Annotated in this window: 21 protein-coding genes and 1 tRNA gene; 17 read left to right on the top strand and 5 right to left on the bottom strand. The window is 46.8% G+C overall.

What is annotated here, in order from left to right; all coding sequences use genetic code 11:
• Positions 1–23: 23 nt before the first annotated feature.
• The gene (locus tag ACQY2K_RS04095) at positions 24–485 is read right to left on the bottom strand and encodes a transcriptional coactivator p15/PC4 family protein (protein ID WP_428040857.1); all 462 of its coding nucleotides are present in this window, start codon (positions 483–485) and stop codon (positions 24–26) included.
• A 142-nt stretch (positions 486–627) separates the two neighbouring features.
• Here ACQY2K_RS04095 and ACQY2K_RS04090 point away from each other — a divergent pair, with 142 nt between their 5' ends.
• The 8 genes from ACQY2K_RS04090 to ACQY2K_RS04055 all read left to right on the top strand — a co-directional run bounded on the left by ACQY2K_RS04090 (position 628) and on the right by ACQY2K_RS04055 (position 9,954).
• On the top strand, positions 628–2,943 hold the full coding sequence (locus tag ACQY2K_RS04090; protein WP_428040856.1) for a serine/threonine protein kinase: 2,316 nt from the start codon (positions 628–630) through the stop codon (positions 2,941–2,943).
• Positions 2,940–3,764: a protein phosphatase 2C domain-containing protein gene (locus ACQY2K_RS04085; RefSeq protein WP_177746867.1), complete on the top strand. Its 825-nt coding sequence runs from the start codon at positions 2,940–2,942 to the stop codon at positions 3,762–3,764. The genes ACQY2K_RS04090 and ACQY2K_RS04085 overlap by 4 nt, the downstream gene beginning before the upstream one ends.
• 162 nt (positions 3,765–3,926) lie before the next feature.
• Positions 3,927–4,220 carry a co-chaperone GroES gene (locus ACQY2K_RS04080; protein ID WP_177746865.1) on the top strand — a complete coding sequence of 98 codons (294 nt, stop codon included), beginning with the start codon at positions 3,927–3,929 and terminating at the stop codon, positions 4,218–4,220.
• An 18-nt stretch (positions 4,221–4,238) separates the two neighbouring features.
• Complete coding sequence (gene groL, locus ACQY2K_RS04075; protein ID WP_177746862.1) at positions 4,239–5,873, top strand: chaperonin GroEL; 1,635 nt, start codon at positions 4,239–4,241, stop codon at positions 5,871–5,873.
• Between the two features lie 188 nt (positions 5,874–6,061).
• Entirely contained in the window at positions 6,062–6,775 is a 714-nt protein-coding gene (locus ACQY2K_RS04070) for a hypothetical protein (RefSeq protein ID WP_428040855.1), read from the top strand.
• A 163-nt stretch (positions 6,776–6,938) separates the two neighbouring features.
• Positions 6,939–7,817, top strand: coding sequence for a hypothetical protein (locus tag ACQY2K_RS04065; protein WP_177746859.1), 879 nt, complete (start codon positions 6,939–6,941; stop codon positions 7,815–7,817).
• Between the two features lie 118 nt (positions 7,818–7,935).
• Positions 7,936–8,661 carry a Bax inhibitor-1/YccA family protein gene (locus tag ACQY2K_RS04060; protein ID WP_428040854.1) on the top strand — a complete coding sequence of 242 codons (726 nt, stop codon included), beginning with the start codon at positions 7,936–7,938 and terminating at the stop codon, positions 8,659–8,661.
• A gap of 93 nt (positions 8,662–8,754) precedes the next feature.
• Positions 8,755–9,954 (top strand): phosphoglycerate kinase, encoded by a 1,200-nt coding sequence (locus tag ACQY2K_RS04055; RefSeq protein WP_428040853.1) that lies wholly within the window; start codon positions 8,755–8,757, stop codon positions 9,952–9,954.
• A 510-nt stretch (positions 9,955–10,464) separates the two neighbouring features.
• Here the strand turns inward: ACQY2K_RS04055 and ACQY2K_RS04050 are convergent.
• Together ACQY2K_RS04050 and secG are read right to left on the bottom strand one after the other, a co-directional pair.
• A tRNA-Leu gene (locus ACQY2K_RS04050) sits at positions 10,465–10,546 on the bottom strand.
• Between the two features lie 113 nt (positions 10,547–10,659).
• Positions 10,660–10,956 (bottom strand): preprotein translocase subunit SecG, encoded by a 297-nt coding sequence (secG, locus tag ACQY2K_RS04045; protein WP_428037813.1) that lies wholly within the window; start codon positions 10,954–10,956, stop codon positions 10,660–10,662.
• Positions 10,957–11,086: 130 nt separating this feature from the next.
• On the opposite strand from secG, the gene ACQY2K_RS04040 reads away from it, so the two are divergent.
• Positions 11,087–11,563 (top strand): pilin, encoded by a 477-nt coding sequence (locus ACQY2K_RS04040; protein WP_428038361.1) that lies wholly within the window; start codon positions 11,087–11,089, stop codon positions 11,561–11,563.
• A gap of 59 nt (positions 11,564–11,622) precedes the next feature.
• On the opposite strand, the gene ACQY2K_RS04035 is transcribed toward ACQY2K_RS04040, so the two are convergent.
• Entirely contained in the window at positions 11,623–12,189 is a 567-nt protein-coding gene (locus ACQY2K_RS04035) for a type IV pilin protein (protein WP_428040852.1), read from the bottom strand.
• A 157-nt stretch (positions 12,190–12,346) separates the two neighbouring features.
• On the opposite strand from ACQY2K_RS04035, the gene ACQY2K_RS04030 reads away from it, so the two are divergent.
• From ACQY2K_RS04030 to ACQY2K_RS04005, 6 genes are all read left to right on the top strand, one after another.
• On the top strand, positions 12,347–13,225 hold the full coding sequence (locus ACQY2K_RS04030; RefSeq protein ID WP_428040851.1) for a DMT family transporter: 879 nt from the start codon (positions 12,347–12,349) through the stop codon (positions 13,223–13,225).
• A 27-nt stretch (positions 13,226–13,252) separates the two neighbouring features.
• The gene (locus ACQY2K_RS04025) at positions 13,253–14,143 is read left to right on the top strand and encodes a DMT family transporter (RefSeq protein WP_428040850.1); all 891 of its coding nucleotides are present in this window, start codon (positions 13,253–13,255) and stop codon (positions 14,141–14,143) included.
• On the top strand, positions 14,140–14,991 hold the full coding sequence (locus ACQY2K_RS04020; protein WP_428040849.1) for an HAD family hydrolase: 852 nt from the start codon (positions 14,140–14,142) through the stop codon (positions 14,989–14,991). Before ACQY2K_RS04025 ends, ACQY2K_RS04020 begins: the two co-directional genes overlap by 4 nt.
• Positions 14,992–15,000: 9 nt before the next feature.
• Positions 15,001–15,570, top strand: coding sequence for a cyclodeaminase/cyclohydrolase family protein (locus ACQY2K_RS04015; protein WP_177746845.1), 570 nt, complete (start codon positions 15,001–15,003; stop codon positions 15,568–15,570).
• Between the two features lie 11 nt (positions 15,571–15,581).
• Positions 15,582–17,138, top strand: coding sequence for a hypothetical protein (locus ACQY2K_RS04010; protein ID WP_428040848.1), 1,557 nt, complete (start codon positions 15,582–15,584; stop codon positions 17,136–17,138).
• A 90-nt stretch (positions 17,139–17,228) separates the two neighbouring features.
• Complete coding sequence (locus ACQY2K_RS04005) at positions 17,229–19,808, top strand: hypothetical protein (protein WP_428040847.1); 2,580 nt, start codon at positions 17,229–17,231, stop codon at positions 19,806–19,808.
• A gap of 153 nt (positions 19,809–19,961) precedes the next feature.
• On the opposite strand, the gene pepT is transcribed toward ACQY2K_RS04005, so the two are convergent.
• Positions 19,962–21,197: a peptidase T gene (gene pepT / locus ACQY2K_RS04000; protein WP_428040846.1), complete on the bottom strand. Its 1,236-nt coding sequence runs from the start codon at positions 21,195–21,197 to the stop codon at positions 19,962–19,964.
• 64 nt (positions 21,198–21,261) lie between these two features.
• Between pepT and ACQY2K_RS03995 the strand changes: the two genes are divergently transcribed.
• Both ACQY2K_RS03995 and ACQY2K_RS03990 read left to right on the top strand, forming a co-directional pair.
• Positions 21,262–21,735, top strand: coding sequence for an LEA type 2 family protein (locus ACQY2K_RS03995; protein WP_428040845.1), 474 nt, complete (start codon positions 21,262–21,264; stop codon positions 21,733–21,735).
• Between the two features lie 298 nt (positions 21,736–22,033).
• Positions 22,034–22,585, top strand: a complete 552-nt coding sequence (locus tag ACQY2K_RS03990) for a type IV pilin protein (protein WP_428040844.1) — start codon at positions 22,034–22,036, stop codon at positions 22,583–22,585.
• Positions 22,586–22,616 lie beyond the last annotated feature (31 nt).

Below are 22,616 nucleotides of genomic sequence, written 5' to 3'. Positions count from 1 at the left end.
GGTTTTTCTTGCACGGGAAAAAGTTAAAAATCATCCTCGGGTTTTTCGTCCAAGGCCTCACGGGTGGCCGCAAACAATTTTTTAATCTCCGGCAGTTTTTCCAGCGGCAGCCAAATGCCCTTTTTGGTAAAGCCCACATCCTCCTGCCATTGGCGCAAATCCAGCCCGCGGCGCCCCTTAAAGGTGCCGACAGAAGCCACAATGCAAATGCCCGGGCGTTTGGCAAACTTCCCAATCGTGCCGTCTTTTACCGCTTTAATATCATCAGGCAGAGCCTCTATCAGAGGGTCCAAGGCGCGCAGGATTTCCGGCGTCATAGTTACGCCGTCGCGAGTGGCCCCGCTGAAAGAATCTGTCAGCAGATACCGCCGCACAGACACATAGCGATACCCCCGGTAGGCATCAATACTAAAACGGACCTCCTCGTTATTTTCCAGCGGCAACGTGCCAATATCCCTAAGTAAAGTAAAACTGCTTTCGCTCATAAAATGCTCCCTGTAAAAAGCCTGTAACTATTCCCGTAAAATATGATAAGATTACTTATAACTATATTCTATTGCTTGGTTATCATAAAATCAAGCAGTTTTTGTAGCATCATTTAAAGATTTTTTAGTTGTAAAGGAACTTATGAATAATACTCCCTCGTTGGTTGGACAAGAAATTTCCGGTTGCGAAATTTTAAACAAAGTCGCCGAAGGCGGTATGGGTGCCGTTTATAAAGCACGCCACAAAGCCTTAAATCGCATTGTTTGCGTAAAAATTTTAAGCCCGGCCTTGGCTAATGATAAAAAGGCGGTGGAACTCTTTTTAACCGAGGCGCGCGCTATTGCGGAACTGGACCACCCAAACATTGTAAACGTATATAACGTAGGCAAGGAAAAAGGGTATTACTTTATTGTGATGTCTTATATTGAAGGCCAAACCCTTTCTATGATGCTAAAACGCAATAAGGTACTGCCTATCGGGATTATCTTGGATTTATTTGAAGGGGTCTTGCAAGGCTTATCCGCCGCACACGAAAAGGGAATTATTCACCGGGATATCAAGCCTTCCAACATTTTAATTAACCCGCAAATGCAGCCCAAGGTGGTGGACTTCGGTATCGCCAAAAAGGTGGATAAAAGCAAAGGCTCCACTAAAACAACCGAACTGGCCGGAACAGCGTATTTTATCGCGCCCGAACAGGCCTTAGGCAAGGATTTAGATACCCGCGCGGACCTCTATTCCGTAGGGGCCAGTATGTATTATGTGTTGACGGGGCAATTTCCGTACAATGGGAAAAACACCATTGACATCATCCAAAAACACATCAACGACCCGGTTCCCAATCCTGCCAAAATCCGTAAAGATATGCCGGGCTGGTTGGCGCTTGCGGTGCAAAAACTGATGAGCAAAAACCCGGACGACCGCTTTCAAACTGCCAAAGAAACCTATTTGTATTTCCAAAAAATGCGTGCCGAAGACCAACTGCGTGTAAAGATGGGCAACTCCGGCCGCGCGATTGATTTGGGCGAAGAAGGCCCGTTAAAAATAGCCAAAGAGGAACTGCCTACTACGCAAAGCATTACCAAGGCCCGCGCACAGGAAGTCGCCGCACGGCCCAAAACAACCTCTTCGGCCCGCCTGCCGTCGCTTATGCCCAGTATAAACGCCGCGGCGGATATTCCGAATACTCCTAAGGTTCCCCAAAGAGAACCCGCCCCGCAAATGTTGGCGGCACAGGACGTAAAACCCGTCAATGTATTTGTGCCTGCCAAACAGGTGCGCAAGCCGCGTGCCGCAGACCAAGGGTTAGATATAAAAGGAACCGCAACGGATATGGTTAAATTTATCCTCTTTGTGCCGCTCTTTATGGCATTTGCGGCGGGGATTATTTACGTCTTTTATTCTTTGGGTAAAATCTGCTCCGTACATACAGACTTAACAGCAGGATTTTTATCCAACCTGATACACCCCTTCTTTACCGCTCAGTACGAGCCAAACCAAGCCATGATGACGGGTGTAGCGGTCATTACCCTACTGCTCATCTTTGCCTCGTCTGCGTTAAAGGCTTTTTCGCGCTCTACCACGCTGTTAATAGCGTTGGCGGCAGTGTCGTATATGACGGGCTTATTCACGCCCGAAGCGGCCTTTATGGACTTATCCCAAGTCGGGCAATACCTCTTTACGCCGGAATATTACCTGTGCTACTTGGTACTGGCGGCCGCGTGGGGGCTTTCGCTCTGCTGGCGCATTAACCGAACCATAGGCCAAGGCGTTCTGGGTACGGCCCTGCTCATTTTTTCTATGAGCACCGCATTTTTGGCGGCGCATTTGTCTATTCCGCCAGCCAGCCAAAATATTACTGTACAGGTTATTTTTTATGCGGCACTATTCTGTGGCTTCTTATCGGCCTATTACCTCCTTGCCAGGCGGGAAAACAGCATTATCTTCCCGTTTGTGCTAATGGTGCTCGGCATTGGCGGAATGTGGGTATATGCGGTGTCCGGTCTGACGGTAACAACCAATAATACCTTAACCGCGTTAACCGATCATATCAAGGTGGCGGGAAATGGCAACACCGAATCCAATGCCCGTATGGAAAAACTGGTAGGTATTAAAACGCAACGCCAGACCTTTGCCGAACTTGATCACACTAACGAACTTTCCGGAAAGAACGCAGAGGAAACCTATACGTTCCTGGAAACCCGCATCAACCGTGTGGTACCCGGCGTGTTTGACGAGCAATCAATGCCGTTGTTTATCCATTTCTTGCAGCAATATTACCACGGCGGAGAAAACAAAATGGACCTCTCTGTATGGGATTATGCCATCAGTTTGCCGCTCTACAACTTCAACCGAAACGCGCAAGATAACAACGCTTACGGTTTCCTGATTTTGCTGTTATATATATTCGGCACGCTTTCGTGTGTGGGAACCCTTTTGTTTAAGGAGGAGTTATGAGCAGTTTTGACATAGAATTTGCTGCCGTAACCGACATTGGTAAAATTCGTGAAAAAAACGAAGACAATGTGCTCATCTCTTCCGACTTGGGGCTTGGTGTTGTAGCCGACGGTATGGGGGGGCACAGCGCGGGTGAAATTGCCAGCAACATTGCCGTTTCGGTACTGGCGGAAACTATCCGCAAGATAAACACGAACCAACTCAAAATTCCAGAGAACTTTCTTCCTAAATTAGACCTGACCGAACGCAAACTGTTAATGGCCGCCAATTTGGCTAATGCCGCTATTTATTCTACGGCGCAATCTTCCGATATTTACCGTATGATGGGCACCACCTTAACAGGCATACTCTTTGACGGAGATTTTGCAACCGCCGTACACGTGGGCGATTCGCGCCTTTACTTGTTTAGAGATAAAAAGATTGTCCAAATCACCACGGACCACTCTTTGGCAATGGAACACGTCCGCCGCGGTCTTTTAACCCGTGCAGAAGCCGACCACTCTAAAATCCAAAACGTTCTCACCCGCGCTATGGGCATTAAAAAGAACATTGAATTTGACCTGTTAAAATTCCCTGTTAAAATCGGCGATACGCTTTTGCTCTGTTCGGACGGTCTGTATAAGGGGCTTTCCGAAAACGATATGGGCGATATTCTGCGCAAGGGTAACCAGTTACCAATTGTTAAATTATGCAAGCAATTAGTGCGGGTATCTAACGATAAAGACGGGCAGGATAATATTTCTGCGGTACTTATCAAAATTCTTCCGGCTCACAAACCGACCTTTAAACAAAGGCTCAAAACTTTCTTTTCCAGAAAGTAATTTCCGCCTGAAAAAGCCTTATTTTAGCAACCCCTTTATTAGCACTCTAATAAGGGGGTTGACAATTTTAAACAGAAATGCTAAATTAGCATTAAGCCAAAGTGAGTGCTAACAACCTCACGGGCGTTATATTTGCAATATCTTCATAAGGAGTGAGTGAAAATGGCAGAAGTAAAAATTAAACCGTTGGGCGACCGTGTTATCGTAAAGCCCATTGAAAGAGAAACGATGAAAGGGGGAATCATCATTCCTGACACCGCCAAGGAAAAACCGATGGAAGGCGAAGTTTTGGCCGTCGGCGCAGGTAAATTAAATGAAAAAGGCGAACGCGCCCCGATGGATGTTAAAAAAGGTGACCGCGTGCTGTATGGCAAATATTCCGGCACCGAAGTAAAATTGGAAGATGAAACGTATTTAATCATCCACCAAGACGAAATCTTGGGTATTTTAGGGTAATAGGGGGAAATAAATAGTATGGCTAAACAAATTATGTATGGCGACGACGCCCGCGCCAAAATGAAATCGGGTATTGAAAAAGTTGCAAACGCTGTAAAAGTTACGCTCGGCCCCAAGGGCAGAAGCGTAGTATTGGAAAAGAAATTCGGCTCTCCTCTTATTATTGATGACGGTGTAACCATCGCCAAAGATATTGAATTGGAAGATAAATTTGAAAATATGGGCGCGCAGTTAATCCGCGAAGTTGCCTCTAAAACTAACGACGTCGCCGGCGACGGGACCACTACCGCCACCGTACTCGCCAACGCGATGCTGACCGAAGGGATTAAAAACATTACCGCCGGTGCCAACCCGACCCTCGTCAAAAAGGGTATTGAAATGGCCGTAGAAGCCACCAAAGCGGAACTGTCCAAAATGCACAAACCCGTAAAGACCAAAGAAGAAAAAGCCCAAATCGCTACCATTTCTTCCAACGACCGCGAAATCGGTAATATGATTGCCGAAGCGATTGAAAAAGTCGGCGCGGAAGGCGTAATTACCGTAGAAGAAGGCAAAACCGCCACCACCCAACTGGATATTGTGGAAGGTATGCAGTTTGACCGCGGCTACATTTCTCCTTACTTTGTAACCGATTCCGAACGGATGGAATGCGTATTGGAAAACCCGTATATCATTATTACGGATAAAAAGATTTCCTCTATGAACGAACTCTTGCCGGTTTTGGAAAAAATCGTACAAAGCGGCAAACAGTTCCTCATCATTGCCGAAGATGTGGACGGCGAAGCGTTGGCTACCTTGGTAGTGAACAAACTCCGCGGTACCTTGAAAGGCTGCGCGGTCAAAGCCCCCGGCTTTGGCGACAGACGCAAAGAAATGCTGGAAGATATCGCCATTTTGACGGGCGGTGAAGTGCTCAGCGAAGAACGCGGCATTAAGTTGGACAAAGCCGAACTCGCTATGCTCGGCCAATGCGCCCGCGTAGTAGTGGATAAAGAAAACACTACTATCGTCAGCGGTAAAGGCAGCAAAGAAGCCATCGCGGCACGTGCCGAACAAATCCGCAAACAGATTGAAAACTCCAAGAGCGAATACGACAAAGAAAAACTCCAAGAACGCTTGGCTAAACTTTCCGGCGGTGTAGCCGTTATCAGCGTAGGGGCTGCAACGGAAACCGAATTGAAAGCCAAAAAAGCCAAAGTGGAAGATGCCAAAAACGCGACCAAAGCCGGCGTGGAAGAAGGCCTTGTGCCCGGCGGCGGTGTGGCGTTGGCCCGCAGCCAAAGCGCTTTGGAATCTTTGAAAGCCGACAATGACGATATCCGCACGGGTATCAATATTGTAAAAAAAGCCTTGACGGCTCCCTTGAAACAAATTGCCGCCAACGCAGGTTTAGACGGTGCCGTAGTGGTGGATAAGGTGCTTAGTATGAAAGGCGCCGCTGACGGCTACGATGCCGAAAACAACACATACTGCGACCTCTTGAAAGCGGGCGTAGTGGACCCGGCAAAAGTGGTCCGCACCGCGCTTGAAAATGCGGCCTCTATCACCGGCACGGTACTTTTGACCGAAGCCCTGGTGGCAGATGCCCCCGAAAAAGAAGGCGCTCACGCCCCCGCGATGCCCGGTATGGGCGGAATGGGCGGTATGATGTAATTTAACAGCCTGTACACTGACCGGGGTACTTTAAGTGCCCCGGTTTTTTTATGTTAGCGGGCTAAAATGGGAGCGGGCTACGCTATTTTTTAGGTCCTTTGGCCCTGGGGGAAAGTAGGTCTTTTGGGAACTGGAAAAAATTTAAATAGTTGTATAAAATATATATAAAGAATCATTTAGGAGGATGTATGAAGAAACTTTTAGCAGTTGCTTTAATGCTCGGCGTATTAACCGCGGTGGTTTCGGCACAACCGTATAAACCTGCCGTAAATTCCACTTTTCCCCAATGGGTTCAACGCAATCAAAAGATTTTGTCGTATTTGGATTGGAAAAAAGCAACCGACAAACAAGCCGCCCGCAATCAGGCCGCCGCTAAAAAGGCTTACAACTCTATCCCGGCCAAAGCCAGAGCGCAGGCTAAAATTTCCTGGACTAACTATTATCAAAATCTTCGCACCAATAATACGGAAGTTTGGACCGAAAGTTATACTTGCAGCGTAATTTTAATGGATTACAATGAAAAAAACGGCTTGGGTACGGTCAATGTGGCGTTTAAAAACGACTGCTTTAAAGATATGCAAAAAAACGCCTTGCAAGACTGGTTTACCTTCCGCATTAACTTATATAAATTTGATGCGCCCAACCAAGAAGAAAGTTTTGAATATGAATACAACAACAATGGCGACGGTGCCGTAAGCAAAAATTTAAAGGCGTTCAAACACATTAAAATCGCCAATACCGATTATTACCAGTTTGCTATGCCGGTGCGCACTCCTGCCTTAAAAAACGGCTTCAAAGCACTCTTCCCAACGCACAAAAGTTTTATCACCGCGGAGAAAGCCGCACTGGCATTAAAATTACTGCCGAAACACTCCGCCATCTCAACGTATGAACAAAGATAACATCTTTATCTTTGGTATAGAAAAAATAATTTAAAAATATCCCTGGCTGATGCCGGGGATATTTTTTTGGTCCTATATGCGTCTAGGCCCTTTGACCCTGGAAATTTGATACTAAAAATCATATGATTAATAAAGAAGGATATTTTCAACACGAGGAAAACCTATGAAAAAATTATTAGTTTTACTGTTGGCTTTTTGCGGTTGTGCGGCTGTTTTAAATGCACAAACCCCAAATGTCTCCCAAAAACTTAACACCGCACTGAAAAAGAAATTAGCGGCATCTTCTTCTACCAATGCCCACGAAAAGGGTGTTATTATGATTAAAATGACGGTAGAAGCGCGCTTTACCGACGTGTACGCAAACAATGATCCCATTGTTAAAGAATGTCCCGCCGTCCGCATTGCCCCCAATACACTGTTGGCTTCCCGTGCGTGCATTGATTTAAGCGGAAAAGGCGAACACATTAAATATATGGGTGCGGGCGAAGCCCCCGAAGTTACCATCCAAAACGTACAACGCTGGATTTCTAATGTACGCGTGGCAGGGGTAACAATCCAGCCCAAAGATTTCCGCCAAAATGACAAATTACTGCTTATTGCCATTGACGGCACCAACGCCAAGTTAAAAGCCGCCGTTGAAAAATTGCCGATTTCTGACCTGTTTGTTGCGAAAAATGCAAAAAGATTGCAAGATACGTTTCCGGAAATGATTCTTAACCGCGACGATATGGTTTTCAGCAGCCGTGAGTGCGCAGAGGTGGACATCGTAAATGTCTGCACGGGCACGCAATGCTTTCAAGTCTGCTGGAAAGTTATTGACGGCGATACCGGGGATCCGGTCTTTGGCAGAAACCCCGACAAAAGCAATTTGGACTTTTTGTTAGGTTTTAACGCAACGAACTCCAAAAAAGACAAACGCAAATCTGGACGTTGGTATCATTTCTTGACACAAGGTTCATTGAATTTCTTAAAAACTAGTTTGCCCTCTACGGAATGGAATTACGTTGCTTCTCACGTTAAAGACGAAAGAATCTACAAATAAAGTTGTTTTTAATCAAAAACTTTAAACACCCGCTAATTTAGCGGGTGTTTTTCATTTATATTACCCATTTTTGCCCGATATTTTATAGAATAAAAGTAACTTAAAAAAGGGGGAAAATATGGCTAATAATCCTATGTTTAACGAAGCCGCTTTTGAACACGCGCAAGAATCTGCCCGTGCCGTGCAGCCAATGACGCTGCAAGGCACTATTAACAAAACCTTCTGCCTGCTGTTTTTATGTGTGGTGGGAGCAATGTTTACTTGGACAAACCCGCAAATTTCCGGTTTGGCAATGGGCCTATCTGCCATTGGTGCGTTTGTGCTGGCGATGGTAACATTCTTTAAACCGTCTATATCGGCCTTTACCGCGCCAATTTACGCATTGTTGGAGGGGGTCTTGCTGGGAGCAATTTCCGCCCAATACAATGCCCAATTTAAAGGCATTGTGTTTAATGCCGTGGCGATTACATTTCTCGTGTTTTTTGCGATGCTTTTTATCTACCGCACAAAAATTATTAAAGTATCAAGAGGGCTGATGATTGGCATTTTTTCGGCTACGCTTGCTATTTGTGTGTTATATATCGGTTCGTTTATTTTATCGCTTTTTGGCGTAAGCACGGCTTATTTAACGTCTAACTCGCCGTTGTCTATCGGCATTAGCGTAGTGGTGTGCATTGTGGCGGCCTTAAACTTTTTACTGGATTTTCATTTCATTGACGAAATGACCTCCCGCTTTGCCGCACCTAAATATATGGAGTGGTACGCCGCGTTTAGTTTAATGGTTACGCTCGTTTGGCTGTATATTGAAATTTTACAGTTACTGGCCAAATCGCAAAAACGCTAATCGTGCCGGAACCGTCCAAATTTTGTAAAATTAAAGAGTAAAGAAACCCCGCTGTCAGGGCGGGGGGAATTATTAAAGGAGCCAAAAGAAACTATGAATTTTGACAGCATCAAAAAAATTCAGGATATGGACCTGAAAAATAAAAAAGTATTGGTGCGCGTGGATTACAACGTACCCTTGAAAGACGGTAAAGTAGATAACAATAAACGTATCGTCGCTACCGAAAAAACCATCAAATATTTGCTTGAAAACAACTGCCGCATCGTGTTAATTGCCCACTTGGGCCGCCCGAAAGGCAAGGTAGTACCGGAATTTAGTTTGGCTCCCGTGGCCGCCGAAGTGGAAAAATTGTTCGGTGTACCGGTGCATTTCGCCAAAGATTGCGTAGGCCCGGAAGCCGATAAAGTAGTAGCCGAAACCAAAAACGGCGAAATCGCCCTTTTGGAAAACCTCCGCTACCACCCCGAAGAAGAAAAGAACGATGCCGAATTTGCCAAACAGTTGGCTAAACACGGTGAAATCTTTGTACAGGAAGCCTTTGGTACGGTTCACCGCGCCCACGCTTCCACCAGCGCCATTGCGGACTATTTGCCCGGCTGCGCGGGTTTCCTCGTACAGAAAGAAGTGGAATTTTTAGGTAAAGCCCTTGAAAACCCTGCCCGCCCGTTTGCGGCTGTGGTCGGCGGTGCCAAAGTATCCGATAAAATTATGCTCCTCAACAATTTGATGGACAAAGTAAACGTCCTCGTTATCGGCGGCGGTATGGCTTATACCTTCCTCAAAGTGCAGGGGCACGAAATTGGCAAATCTTTGTTTGATGCCGAAAAAGAAAACGAAGCCAAAGCCGTTTTGGCCAAAGCCCAAGAAAAAGGCGTTAAAATCTTGCTGCCCGTGGACCACGTTTGCGGTAAAGAATTTGCCGAAACCACCGAACCCGTATCCGTGGAAGATATCAATATTCCGGCTGATTTAATGGGCTTGGATATTGGGCCGAAAACGATTGCCTTGTTCCGCGAAGAATTGCTCAAATGCAAAACGATTTTCTGGAACGGCCCGATGGGCGTTTTTGAATTCCCGAATTTCGCCAAAGGCAGTTTTGCCGTGGCCCAGGCGATGATTGATGCCACCAAAGCCGGTGCGACCACCATTATCGGCGGCGGCGACAGCGTTAACGTGCTTAAAAAAGGCAAATTTAACCAAAAAGAACTTTCCCACGTTTCCACCGGCGGTGGTGCCAGTATGGAATTTGTGGAAGGTAAGGAACTGCCTGGATTGGTGGCGTTAGCCAAATAAGCCGGGCAAGTCTTTTTGTCCAACAGGAACAAAATCAACACAAACCGGGCCTGCTGTTTAGGCCCGGTCTATTTTTGCCAAAAAGGAACTGCCCGGATTAGTGGCGTTAGCCAAATAAGCCGGCAAGACTTTGCCAACTGAAAAAACTATCTACACAAACCGGGCCTGTTGTTTAGGCCCGGTCTATTTTTGCCAAAAAGGAACTGCCCGGATTGGTGGCGTTAGCCAAATAAGCCGGCAAGACTTTTTGCCAACTGAAAAAACTAGCTACACAAAAGAGGGGCTGTTGTTTAAGCCAGGTTTTAGCAAAAAGTTATAAGGACCGCGGGCACAAGTCGCCTCGTTGACCCTCGGCGCTCACGGCCCCGCCTCGCCATACTCGCCTTTCGGATTTCAGCCTCAAACTCGTATAAGGCTCCGGCTTTCTCGTCCCTACGCAGGCAAAGCGGTTTGCCTGCTCCATGCGTATAAATTAAAAAAACCGGACTTTCGTCCGGTTTTTAAATTTATTGCGCAGAGAGGGACTCGAACCCTCAAGCCTTGCGGCATGCGCCCCTCAAACGCACGCGTATACCAATTCCGCCACCTGCGCGAAAATCTTACTAATGAGGGTTTTAAAGAACATCTTTGCGACTACATATATATTTTACTAAAAAAATATGCACCGCGCAACTAAAATCACCGCCGAAAAAGGCGACAACCTAATTATTTGCCGGGTACCGCCGGGGCTGTAGCCGCCGGAACTTTTACCGAGTCCAATACCGAGACGGACGATTTTTTGTTGGAAGCAATCGTCAGCACGACGGAGGTGCACATCAAAATAAGGGCCAAAATAGCAGTAAATTTGTTAATAGCATTAAAGGCAGTAGGGCTGGCAAATAAGTTATCCGCTCCCGACGCGCCGAAAATACCCGCGGCGGAACCTTTGCCACTCTGCAAGAGGACGAGTAAAATCAAAAGAATACAAACAATAAAGTGCAAAATCAAGGTTAAGGTGTACATTTGTAAATCTCCTATAAAAAATAACACTTTTATTATACAATTTTTTTTTATTTTTAGCAGAAGTTCTTGGAGTTGTAAAAATAGGATATTTCTATTAGAATATAAATAGCCATATTTAAAGGAGGACCTTATGAACAAAGGGTTTACATTAATTGAACTGTTGGTTGTCGTTTTAATTATCGGTATTTTGGCATCGGTTGCGTTGCCGCAATACCAAAAAGCGGTAATGAAAGCGCGCTTGATGAAATGGATTCCTGTGGTGCGCAACATTGCCGATAATGTGGCGGTGTGCAAACTGGCAACGGGCAATAAACTGTGCACATTGGATGAAATGGGTATTGAAATAAAGGATAAAAACGGTAATATCATTACCACAGGTGGAGATAATACAATGTTAGATGAGTTCTTTTATTTCAAGCGCGAAGGCGATGCCTGGTATGCGGTAGGCACTTATCCCTATGCGGGGGAGTATATGATTCAGTTACTGGCAAGAGCAAACGGGGAGTTTAGAGTTCGCGCCAATTCCAACCACCCTAAGGGATATAAACTAGTTAGAAGTATGTGGAGCGATTGTCAGCAAGATGGCGGTTGGGTATATTGCCACTAATATTTAAGTTGTTTTAGACACCCCGGGATATTCAATATCCCGGGGTTTTTAGCATATTCTTACGGCAGTTCGTACATACGGTAACCCCAATTTGTCGCCACATAACGCCCCTGCATAACGCGCTCGCAAAAATCGCCCGGTTTGGCCGTATAATTGCTGCCCGTCCATTCCCAGCAATACATTTTGTCCGCACTCACCCCAGTTGCCACCGTATTCGGGTGCACATAAGTAAACCCGCCGCATTTATAGGGCCCTTTTAAAAACATAGAAGAAGATAAAAAGTGTCTGCTGCCCCAATTATTATTTACAATCAGTTCATAAGTATCATTTCCGCGGCTGTCCTGTGTGGCTAAACCGCATTGGGAAGACCTCCCGTGATTGGGTAAGTTAATGTCCAAATCCACTTCGTCAAACTGATGCGGATAATCGTTAGCGGCCAAATAAAAGGCTTCTTGCGCCGTCGCCAATGTACGCGTACTCGTCCGCAGTTCCGCCGCCCGGCTCTTCCAAACCGCCTTTTCGTATTGCGGTACAGCCACCGCCGCCAAAATACCGATAATTAAAACCACCACTAATAACTCAATAAGCGTAAAGCCGCCTAATCGGCCCGTAAACAAATTTTTCACACGACACCTCATTTTTGATAAATTTTACTACAACTCAAAATTTATCAAAAAAAAAAACAATAACAACCCTTTTAAAAAACGGCAGCCAACAAAACCAAAATTCAATATCTAAAATGGTATAATATAGTATCTTAATTTCCGTCGGAGTCTTACAAAAATGAAACCTTTACTGGCCGCCTGGGTCTGCTGGGCCATTGTGGGCCTTTCTCCCGTAGCGGGAAAATTTGCCGTAGGGGTAATCAGCCCCGCCTTGCTCGTGTTTTTAGGCACGCTTATCGGTGTACTTTATTTCACCCCGTGGATTACAAAAAACCACAAATGGGGAGAACTCTTAGCCAAAGAAACTTTATGGAAATTCCTGTTTATCGGCACCTTTGGCACGGCCCTGCCGTTTACCATTTCGCTTATCGCACTCCACTACACTACGCCGGGCAACGCGGCTATTTTACAGCAGAGCGAACTCTTTTATTCCCTTTTATTTGCCTGTATTTTTCTGCGCGAATTTCCCAGCCGCCAGCAACTGGCCGGAAGCGCATTAATTGTACTGGGTGTGCTGATTATCCTTATGAAAGAGCAATACACCCCGCGTTGGACGGGCGATTTGCTGATTGTCGGCAGTACCTGGATGTTGCAGGCCGGCTCCACCTTAGCCAAAAAACTTCCTAAAACGTTGGACCACCGCGTAATTGGTATGGCGCGCAATCTGTTTGCCCTGCCTGCGCTTGTGGTCATTTTGGCAGTTATGTGGATGATGAAGGAATCCTTTGTATTAAAACCCAATGTGCAAATGTTTTCCGTTTTAGCCTATACGGGTATTTTAAAATACGGCCTTGCGATGGTGGTATGGTACAAGGCTATCCGCGCACTTGATTTAAGCAAAGTAACCGCAATTTATCTTTCTTACCCCGTACTGGCACTGCTGATTTCCGCCTTGGTCGGGTTTGAAAACATTACCCTCCACCAAGTAATCGGCCTTACCGTAACGTGTGCGGGGGCATATTGGGTCAGCCTTACTGTTAAAAAAGAGGGCCATTAACCCTATAAATTAGGTAAAATATAATATATGTTTAATGTATCCCCGGTAGCCGCCATTTGGCTGGCTTGGTTTTTTGTTGCATCTAATGTCGTGGTAACCAAATTTGCCACGCCCTATGCGGCTTCGGCCTTGTATATGCTGGTCAGTTGTGTGGCGGCAACGGTGCTTTTTTTGCCGTATCTGCTCAAAACAGGCGGGCATAAAGTATTATTTAAAAAGGGTGTTTGGCAACAATGTTTGCTAATGGCTACCTTCGGCACGGCCTTGCCAATGACGATTTTTATGTTGGCCCTGAATTACACCACACCGACAAATGCCGCCGTTTTAAACCAGTTTGAAATGGTCTATTCCCTCATTATGGCTTACTTTTTACTGGGGGAAAAACCGACCGGCAAGCAGTTTTTCGGCTCTGCGCTCATCATTTTCGGTGTCGGCATTTTGCTGTGGCATACCGGGATGTCAGTCCAATTAAAGGGCGATTTGCTGATTTTGGGCAGTTTGTGGATGTTCCAATTAAGCCATATTTTCGCAAAAAAACTGCCCGCCGATATGCCGCCCGCGTTAATTGCGGCGGCGCGCGCTATTTTTGCTATTCCGGCGCTCGCGCTGCTGACGGGTGTGCTATGGGCCATACAGGGGCCGCAGTTGTTTGTTACGTCCTCGGGTATTTTGTGGGGGACCTTGGCGTTTAGCGCGGTGTGCAATTATTTTATCGGCAATACGTTTTGGTACACGGCTATCCGTAATATGCACTTGGGCAAGGCAACGGCGATTATTTTGTCTTACCCGGTGTTGACGTTTATTTTGTCCGTTTTGCTTAAACAGGATACAATTACGATTTACAAAGTGCTGGGTATGGTGCTTGCTATGACGGGCGCCTATATCGTTACCGGCATTATCAAAGGAGAAAAGAAATGAAAAAACTCGTTTTATTTGACTTGGACGGCACGCTCGTAAACGCGGGCGGTGCGGGACGCACCTCTTTGCGCAAAGCCATTAAGGAACTCTACGGAGTGGAGCCGGAGTTTGACCACAGTTTAATTTCGGGCCGGACGGATTTAGATAATTTCTCCATTGTCTATTCCCTTATCAAAAAAGGCAAAAAACCTACTGCCGCCGAAATGAAAAAAATGAAAGCCAAATATTTGGAAATTTTGCCTACCGAAGTACACGCCGTCGTCCGTTGCAAAAAATACGATTTAGTACCCGGTGTGGAAAAATTTTTAAAGATGCTCGCCAAGGATAAAGATGTTATCTTGGGGTTGGGAACCGGCAACTTGGAAGAAGGCGCCAAAATCAAATTGGAACCCAGCAAATTAGCCTCTTATTTTACCGTGGGCGGATACGGCGAAGACGGCCAAACCCGCGAAGAAATGCTCCAAGCGGCCGTTAAACGCGCTGAAAAGAAATTCAAAACTAAATTGGAACCCGACCAAGTGTACGTCATCGGCGATACGCACCGCGATATTTGCGCCGCCAAGAACTGCGGTTTCCATAGCGCGGTGCTGACCAACGGATTTGGAGATGCGCAAAAAATCCAACGCGCCGCCGCCGAACTGGAAACCAAAGATTTTAACGACCTTACCACGTTCTGCGTGTGGCTCGGTTTAAAAACCGACCCGAAGGGAGTAAAACGCGGCAGTTACATTATGCCCGCCAGCGCGATTGAACACGTTTTTTTCAGCCGCACAGGCATTGACGAAGACCGCCTGAAAATGCTGCGCATTAAAAAATATTCCGACCTTGAATCCGGAACCATTATGTAAGGGCGACCTATGGAATGGTACACCGCCGCTGACAGATTTACAGAAGCATTAGCCTCCCCGGACCCGACCCCGGGAGGGGGGGCTGCCGCCGCTATGGCGGGCGCGATGGGTTGTGCGCTTGCGATAATGGCGGTAGGCACGACGCTTAAACGCAAAGCCACGCCCGAAGATATCCGCCCAAAACTTACCCAAAGTTTAAAACGCTTGGCCGCCTTTAAAACGGAACTGAAATCTTATGTTCAAAAAGACGGAGAAGCATACGCCGCTTATTTAACCGCTAAAAAACTGCCCAAAGAAGCACCCGAAAGAGAGCAAGCCGTACAAGATGCCCTCTTGTTTGCGGCACGCGTTCCGGCCTCGGCGGCGAGTGCGGCACTGCATTGTTTAAAAGAAGTGGAAACCATTAAAGGCAATATTGCCGAAATTATTTTGTCGGACATTGCCTGTGCGCGCCATTTATTGCAAGCCTGCATTAAATGTTCGGTAGAGAGCATACAGGCCAACCTGGCATTTATCAAAAATGAAGACCGGGTAAACGAATTAAATAAGCAGATAACCACCTTGTTGAAAGCCTGCTGAAAGGATACGTTATGAGCGAAAAAGCCAACAAAAGAAGCGGTATGCTGGGTACTATTTACAATATGCTACCCGGTATTGATGACGACTATGCCGCCAAACTCGTCTATACGCTGGAAAACAAAAAATCACTGCCCCGCTTGCAGCAGGACATTGCCGATATTGCCGCCCAGTTAAGTTCCGATTCGCCAATGACGGATACGACGATTGCCAAAATTTTGTTGGACGAAATCACTATTCCGGCGGCCTTACGCCAACTGCGTATTTACAACAACGCAACTTCTATGACCGAACTTTGCGCCGCGTTGGAAACACCCGCCAAAGATACGGCTAAACTGCTGGAAGTGTATTCCTCTTTTTCCTCGCGTAAGTATTTTGACGAGGAATTTGCCGCCGCCTTGAAAGATGTGCAAGACTCCGATTTAAAAGACGAGGAAAAAGCCCAGCACGCCGTAAATAAACTTTTAGAACAGGCCAACGCGGTTTTGCAAAATTCGCCCAAAACCACCCGCCAGAATAAAAAAGATATTTTTAAAATGGCAGACAAATACCATTTAACCGTTAAATTAACAGCGGAGTTGCAACTCCTATATACGCAGCCGGCCAGCATTTTATTTAAACCGGAATTTGACCGTCTGCACAAACAGTTGCTCGCCATCAATCCGGACGGTCCGCTCTGCGCTTCTCTGGCGGCCCACACAATGCTCTGCCAAATTACACCCAAAGATGCACAAGATGTTGCCGAGTTATCCAAACGGTTAAACGGGCAATTATTAGAAGAAGATTTGCTGATTATCGCTTGCCGTTATTTAAAGGTAAAATCCCCGCGCGATATTGCCGCCACCTTTGAGGCCGTACTTAAAAAGTTGCCGCACGTTTCCAGCCCCGAAGAAAATCTGGGCCTTGCCGTGCGCGTACTTTTGGACGGTACCGCCGACAGTTTTGACAAAGCCTGCCGCCAAGCCTCTTTGGTGCGGGAAAAGGAAATTTTGCGCCAAAATTTGGCCAAAAAAGATTTATACAGCGGCTACGAATACGACCTGGCAGACCGCTTCGCCGGGAAAAAGACCTTCGTCCAGTTGGAACGCGAAATGGCTGATTTGCTAAAAGCCTTGCCCCATTGTTCCGACGAAAAAGACAACAAGGAACTTGCCTGCAAGGTGCTTTTGGGCACTATGAGCCAAGAAGAAGCCGCCAAACAGGCACAGTACCTGCGCGATATCAAAGCCAAAACTATCACGCAAGGTCTTGCACCGGAACTGATGAAAAGTTACCTCGGCACAAAACCCGCCGAAGAATTGCTCCAATTTTTTGATAAGTCGCTCGCGCCGTTTACCTTTTGGAAATCAGACCGGGAAAAACATATGTTCGCCCTGCGTACTTTGGTGGGGGAATTAAACGGCACTTACAACCGCCGTATTTCTCTATTTATATTGGAAATGTTGGAAAACGGCTCGTCGGTGGAACTCTTAACGGATATGTTAAGTAACATCCAACAGCGCAAAACTAGCCGTGCGGAATTAGAGGAACTGTTGGAAAGTTACAAACAGGCACGGGCCGCGTCAAAATAAAAAGATAAAAAAATACTGTTAAATTGTGCGATAATTTGCTATGCTTTTATCGTACCGTGTTATATTTATTTTATATAGGGTGATTACACAATGAGATATTGGGTCTATATCAATGATAAAGTAGAAGGTCCTTACGACGAGAATAAACTGGTAACGCTTAACGGCTTTACCCCTGATACGCTGATTTGCGCAGAAAATGCCGCTTCCGGCGGAAGCCAAGAGTGGGTAAAGGCTTCCAGCGTGTTTGAATTTGACGCCGTTACCGAGCCACAGCCGGCTCAAACGCCTGCGGCTGCCGAAACGGCCACAACTGCCGCGGCTACTGCCACCGCCGCACCTGCGGACGGACAAATTGCCATCTTACTGGAAAAGTTGGAACAATTAACCACCCAAATTACAGGGTTGCAATCCAAACTGGACAATGTACAATCCAAATTGGACGAAGCGATCGCCACGCAAAACGCCCGCAATTTTGAAACCAGCGACCACCCGGCCTATATTCCGCCGCAAGACGACGGGCGCGCAAACACCATCACCCTTACGCGCAAACCGATAGAAGAAGAACATTTAGAATCGGACTCCATTGAAAACACGGAAAACTTAGTTTCCCAAGCGGAAAATATTGTCGCGGCGGCCAACAAAGAGGAAAAACCGCTTGATATGTTGGGCCCCGTGGACTTGGGCGAAACCAAGCACGACACCCCGACCGAAGTATCCTTGGGTTCAAAAGCCGAAGAAGCCGTGGTACTCCGCTCCGCCTTGGATTCCTTATACGGTCAAAAACCGGTTCAGACCCAGGAAGAAAAAGAAAGCACTTTCCAAGATTTGCTGACTCCTCAGCAAGCCAAAATGTTAGCTGACCAAGCCGATGCTAACAAAAAAGTCCAAGAGGAAACTACCAAAGAAGTTTCCGGCCTTACCGCCGGGACCGTAGAAACAGCCCCCAAAGCGGACGAAGCCGCCAAAGAGGCGTTCCTGTCTGAAATCGGCGCCGCCCCCAAAGAAGACGTTTTAGACCAGGTTATTAAAGAAAAAGAAGAAGAAAAGAAAGAAAACACCTTTAAAATGGCCGCTGCGGCTGCTGCTGGTGCGGTAGCCGGCTTGGCCGCCGCCGAAGGGCTTAAACAAAAAGAGGAACAGCCCGCACAAGGCTTTGAAACGGTAGAACAAGCCGCCGCAGAACCTTTGCCGGAAAATAAAACATTAGATTTTACCAACGAAGAGCCCGCTCTCTCTATCGCGGCAGATAAAGAAGAACCTGCCAAGGAAGAGCCTGTGCTTCCGGCCAACCAGTTGCCAGCGGATATGCCTGCTGACACTCCGGCGCAACAACCGAAAGAACAGCCCGCTGCGGCCCCTGCGTTTAACGGCGATTTGCCGTCCTTAAATGAAGCAGGAGTAAAACCTGCTACACAAACGGAAGATACCGACGAAAAAGAAGAAACGATGCAGGAACTTGTGCCTGGTGCCAAGGCCGAAAAACCCGAAGGTGTACTGATTACCGACGACGACTTGAACGAAGCCTTTGCCGAGAGAGATAACCAACCCGAGCAATCGGTAGAACAGATGTTTGGCTTGGATAACCAACAAGCCCAAACAGAAACCCCTGCGGCACAAGAAGAACCGGTCCAAGATAATTCAGCGTCGCAGGAAGTACCGCAATTTAGCGACCAGACAGCGGATAAGCCTCTCCCGGTGGGCAACCCCAATGATTTGACCGAAATTGAACTTAAAGAAGGTTCTACCTATTTGATTTCGGACTTTGTTCCTCCGGCCCAGGCTTCTAACGAACTGCCTAAGGAACTGACGAATTTAAACACCAAAAAACAGGAACAAGATACTAGTGAGGGCAAAACCGAATTGCAGGAAATGGTGGCCCCGCTCAAACAGACCGAAAAAGAGGCCGAACCTGCCGCCGACGCGCCGAAAGACGTTACGGTTTCCCAAGTGATTTTGGAAAACACCATTAAAACCAAACGCGGTGCGAAACTGGACATCAAAACGGTGCCTATGGTACCGGAACCGGCCCAAACGGAACGATTGCATTTTGAAGGATTAGATGACGACATCAACACCCAGCACGACATAAAAAATGCTGATGTGAAGTCTTCCGGCAGTATGACAAAGGCCGTCGTGGGTATCCTGATTACTCTGTTGTTGGCTGCGCTTATTTATGTAATGCTCGCGTTTATGAACTTAATCCCGGCACAGTTTAACCTGTTGGCTGATAAGCACCAGCCGGCACAAACGGTAACGCAAAGCGCCGAAATGGACGAAATGTTGGGCAATCAGCCCCAACAACCCGCCCCTGTAACGGCTGCCCAACCTGCCCCGAATCCGCTTGATACGGTATTAAACGAGGTAAAAAACTACCGCTTGATGAACGGCTATACGTTACAACAGTTTATTGAAGCCAAGCACCCGGCTGCCAAAAACTTAATTACCTGGGATATTTCCACGGCCGTGGACCCGGACAATTATTCCATTTTGGTAAAAGTTCCGCCGGAGAATCCGCAGAGTTTCAAAATCTCTTACCGCTTTAATTACAATGCGGTAAGCCAAGCATTGGACCCGACAATTTCCGACGCTAAAAACCTGTTAGATTCCGCCAACCAAGGTACTATGCCCGCCCAACAACAGGCGGCCCAGCCGTACCAAGGCGCAAAATAAGTAACATTTAAAAGAAAAGTACCCCTGCTGTTAAGGCGGGGGTATTTTTTTATGTACTTTTTATAGTTTTCGGCAGACTAAAAAGGGGGATTTTCTCCATCAAAAAGCCCCGGAAAAATATCCCCGGGGCTGTACAATCAAAAGCACTACAAGTTATCTGGCCGCATCCTTAATCACGCTTTCTAATATGTGAAAGGCCTTTTCCGCCCAATTCATACTCACCCACTCATACGGACCGTGCGGATTTTCGTAACCCGCAAAAATATTAGGCGTAGGCAAGCCGCGCAAGGAAAGTTGGGAGCCGTCAGTCCCGCCGCGCGCCTGCGTCAGGCGGTAGGAAACCTGATTTTCCTTTAAGGCTTTTTCCAACAACTCCATAGATTGCGGATTTTTCTTTAAAATTTCACGCATATTGCGGTATTGTTCTTTAAATTCAATCTCAATTTTGGCCGCGGGATATTTTTTTCTTTTTTCTTCCACAAGAGCGCACAAGTCTTTTTTAAACTGCTCAAATTTAGCCAAATCGTGTTCGCGGACGATACCTTGCACGCAAGCGGTATCCAAGGCCCCGGTAATGTCTTTAAACAGTACAAATCCGTCCTCGCCGTCCGTGGTTTCGGGCAATTTATCTTCCGGCCAGGAAGAAATAATATCCGCCGCAATGCGCACCGGGTTTGCCATAAAACCCTTGGCGGAACCGGGGTGGCAGGACTTACCTGTAATGTTAATGGTTACGGTATCGGCATTAAAATTGCCGCAGTCAATGTCGCCCAAGGTCGCACCGTCAATGGTATAGGCAAAGTCAGCCGCAAATTTCTTTACATCAAAATAGGCAATGCCCGTGCCGGTTTCTTCGTCAATGGTAAAGGCGGCCTTTACCGGGCCGTGCTTAATTTCGGGATGTTGCAGCAGATATTCACCCAAGGACATAATGACAGCAATTCCCATTTTATCGTCTCCGCCAAGCAAAGAATTGCCGTCTGCGGTAATAATAGTATCACCCTTGCAAAGTTTCAAATTAGGGGCTGTTTCTGGCGATAAAAACATCTTTTTATCTGCATTGATGGTCAGCGTACCGCCGTCATAATTTTCGTGGATAACGGGGCGGATGTTGGCGCCGTTATAATCGCACACCGTATCCATATGGGCAAAAAGGCCAATCGTGGGGGCCTTTTTATCGGTATTAGCCGGGATAAGCCCGGTTACAAAGCCGTATTCGTCCACCTCTACCTCGGAAAACCCGATTTTACGCATTTCGTCAGCCAGTTTATGTGCAAAGGAAATCTGGCTAGACGTGGTGGGGGTTACGTTGCTGGTGGGGTCGCTAGTGGTCTCCACTGCAATATAACGGGCAAAGCGGTTGTAAATGATTTGTTGCAAAGGATTCATAAAATTCTCCATAAAAGGGTTAATTTATTATACAATTTATTATCTTGTAATTTGGGAGGATTAAGTGAAGAAACTCTTTTTATTTATTTTTTGCGCGGGTATGCTCGCCGCGTGCGCCTCGGTAAAGGAAGCGCAAAATGTAGCCAACTGCCAGTTCGCCTTAAAAAGTGTGGAACTGACGGATTACAATTTAACCTCGTTCGGCTTTGATGTGGTGGTAGCCATTACCAACCCCAATAAAACCGAAGCCGCCACGGTGAAACGCTTTGAAGGCGTATTAACTGCCAACGACGATAAAATGGCCGATGTTACGCTAAAAGACGTGCGCATTGAACCGCGCGCCACCAAGAACGCCAAGGCCAAAATCACGGTGCCGATGTCTGCCTTTAACAGCAAGTTACTGGGGCTTATCAGTATGGGCAGCGGTACATTGGACTATCATTTAACGGGCACGATGTATTTTGACGGCCCGCTGGGAACGGAAATTCCGGTGCCTGTGGATATCGGCCGTTACGGCAGTTACAATATTACGGATTAAGAGGATTTTGTAAGAAGGACCCGGGGAGGAATATCCCCGGTAAAAATTTATCTGTTTTTGGAACCGTATGCAGAATACGGAGAGCCGCTGAAAAACGGCACAGAAACGCTCCAAAAACAGCCGATTAAAGAGTGAAGCAAGCGGCCTAATTACCCGCGCGTTTCACTCTTAGTGTTTGCCGCCCGAAAGGGTGGCAAACCACGGCTGTTATATACTTGGGTTAGCGTTTCTGGCTCAAATATAGCAGCCGTTTTTTTTGCGTAAATTTTCCAAAAGCAGTTTAAAAAAGGAGAAACTTATGCAAAACAAAAATTCCGGCTTCACGCTGATAGAATTATTAGTGGTGGTACTGATTATCGGAATTTTAGCCGCCGTCGCCTTACCGCAGTATGAAACCGCCGTTTTAAAGGCCCGCTTGGCCCGCTTAATGCCCAATGTACGCACTATCAAAAATGCCGTAGAGGCTAATTATATGGCTACGGGTACTTACACACAAGATTTGGAATCGCTGGATGTGGGGGGAATAAACGGGTGCAATTACAATACGGCAGGGCATATGCATTGCAACGATTACTGGGTGGATATCTCTTCGGGCGTAATCAGCAGGGCCGGAAGCGCGGTAGTAGGGTTTGCTGGGAAATACGGTACTAGCAATATTCCGCTGGCATACGCAATGTATTATGATAATTCAGCCTACCCCGGGCGCATTGAGTGCTGGGCACACGCCACCAATGCGGCGGCTGTATCGGCCTGCAAAAGTATGGGGGGGACACCCGCCGAGCAAAATCTATCCCACTCCCAGCCTGGTGAAATGGGTACTCCTATGGATATTTTTATTTTGCAACAGTAATGAAAACCCCCGGTAAAAATGTTTGCCGGGG

It is taken from the genome of Candidatus Avelusimicrobium fimicolum (genome assembly GCF_021632165.1).
GTDB lineage: Bacteria > Elusimicrobiota > Elusimicrobia > Elusimicrobiales > Elusimicrobiaceae > Avelusimicrobium > Avelusimicrobium fimicola.
Note: the sequence above shows the minus strand (reverse complement) of the source record. Positions and strands in the feature narration are given on the sequence as shown.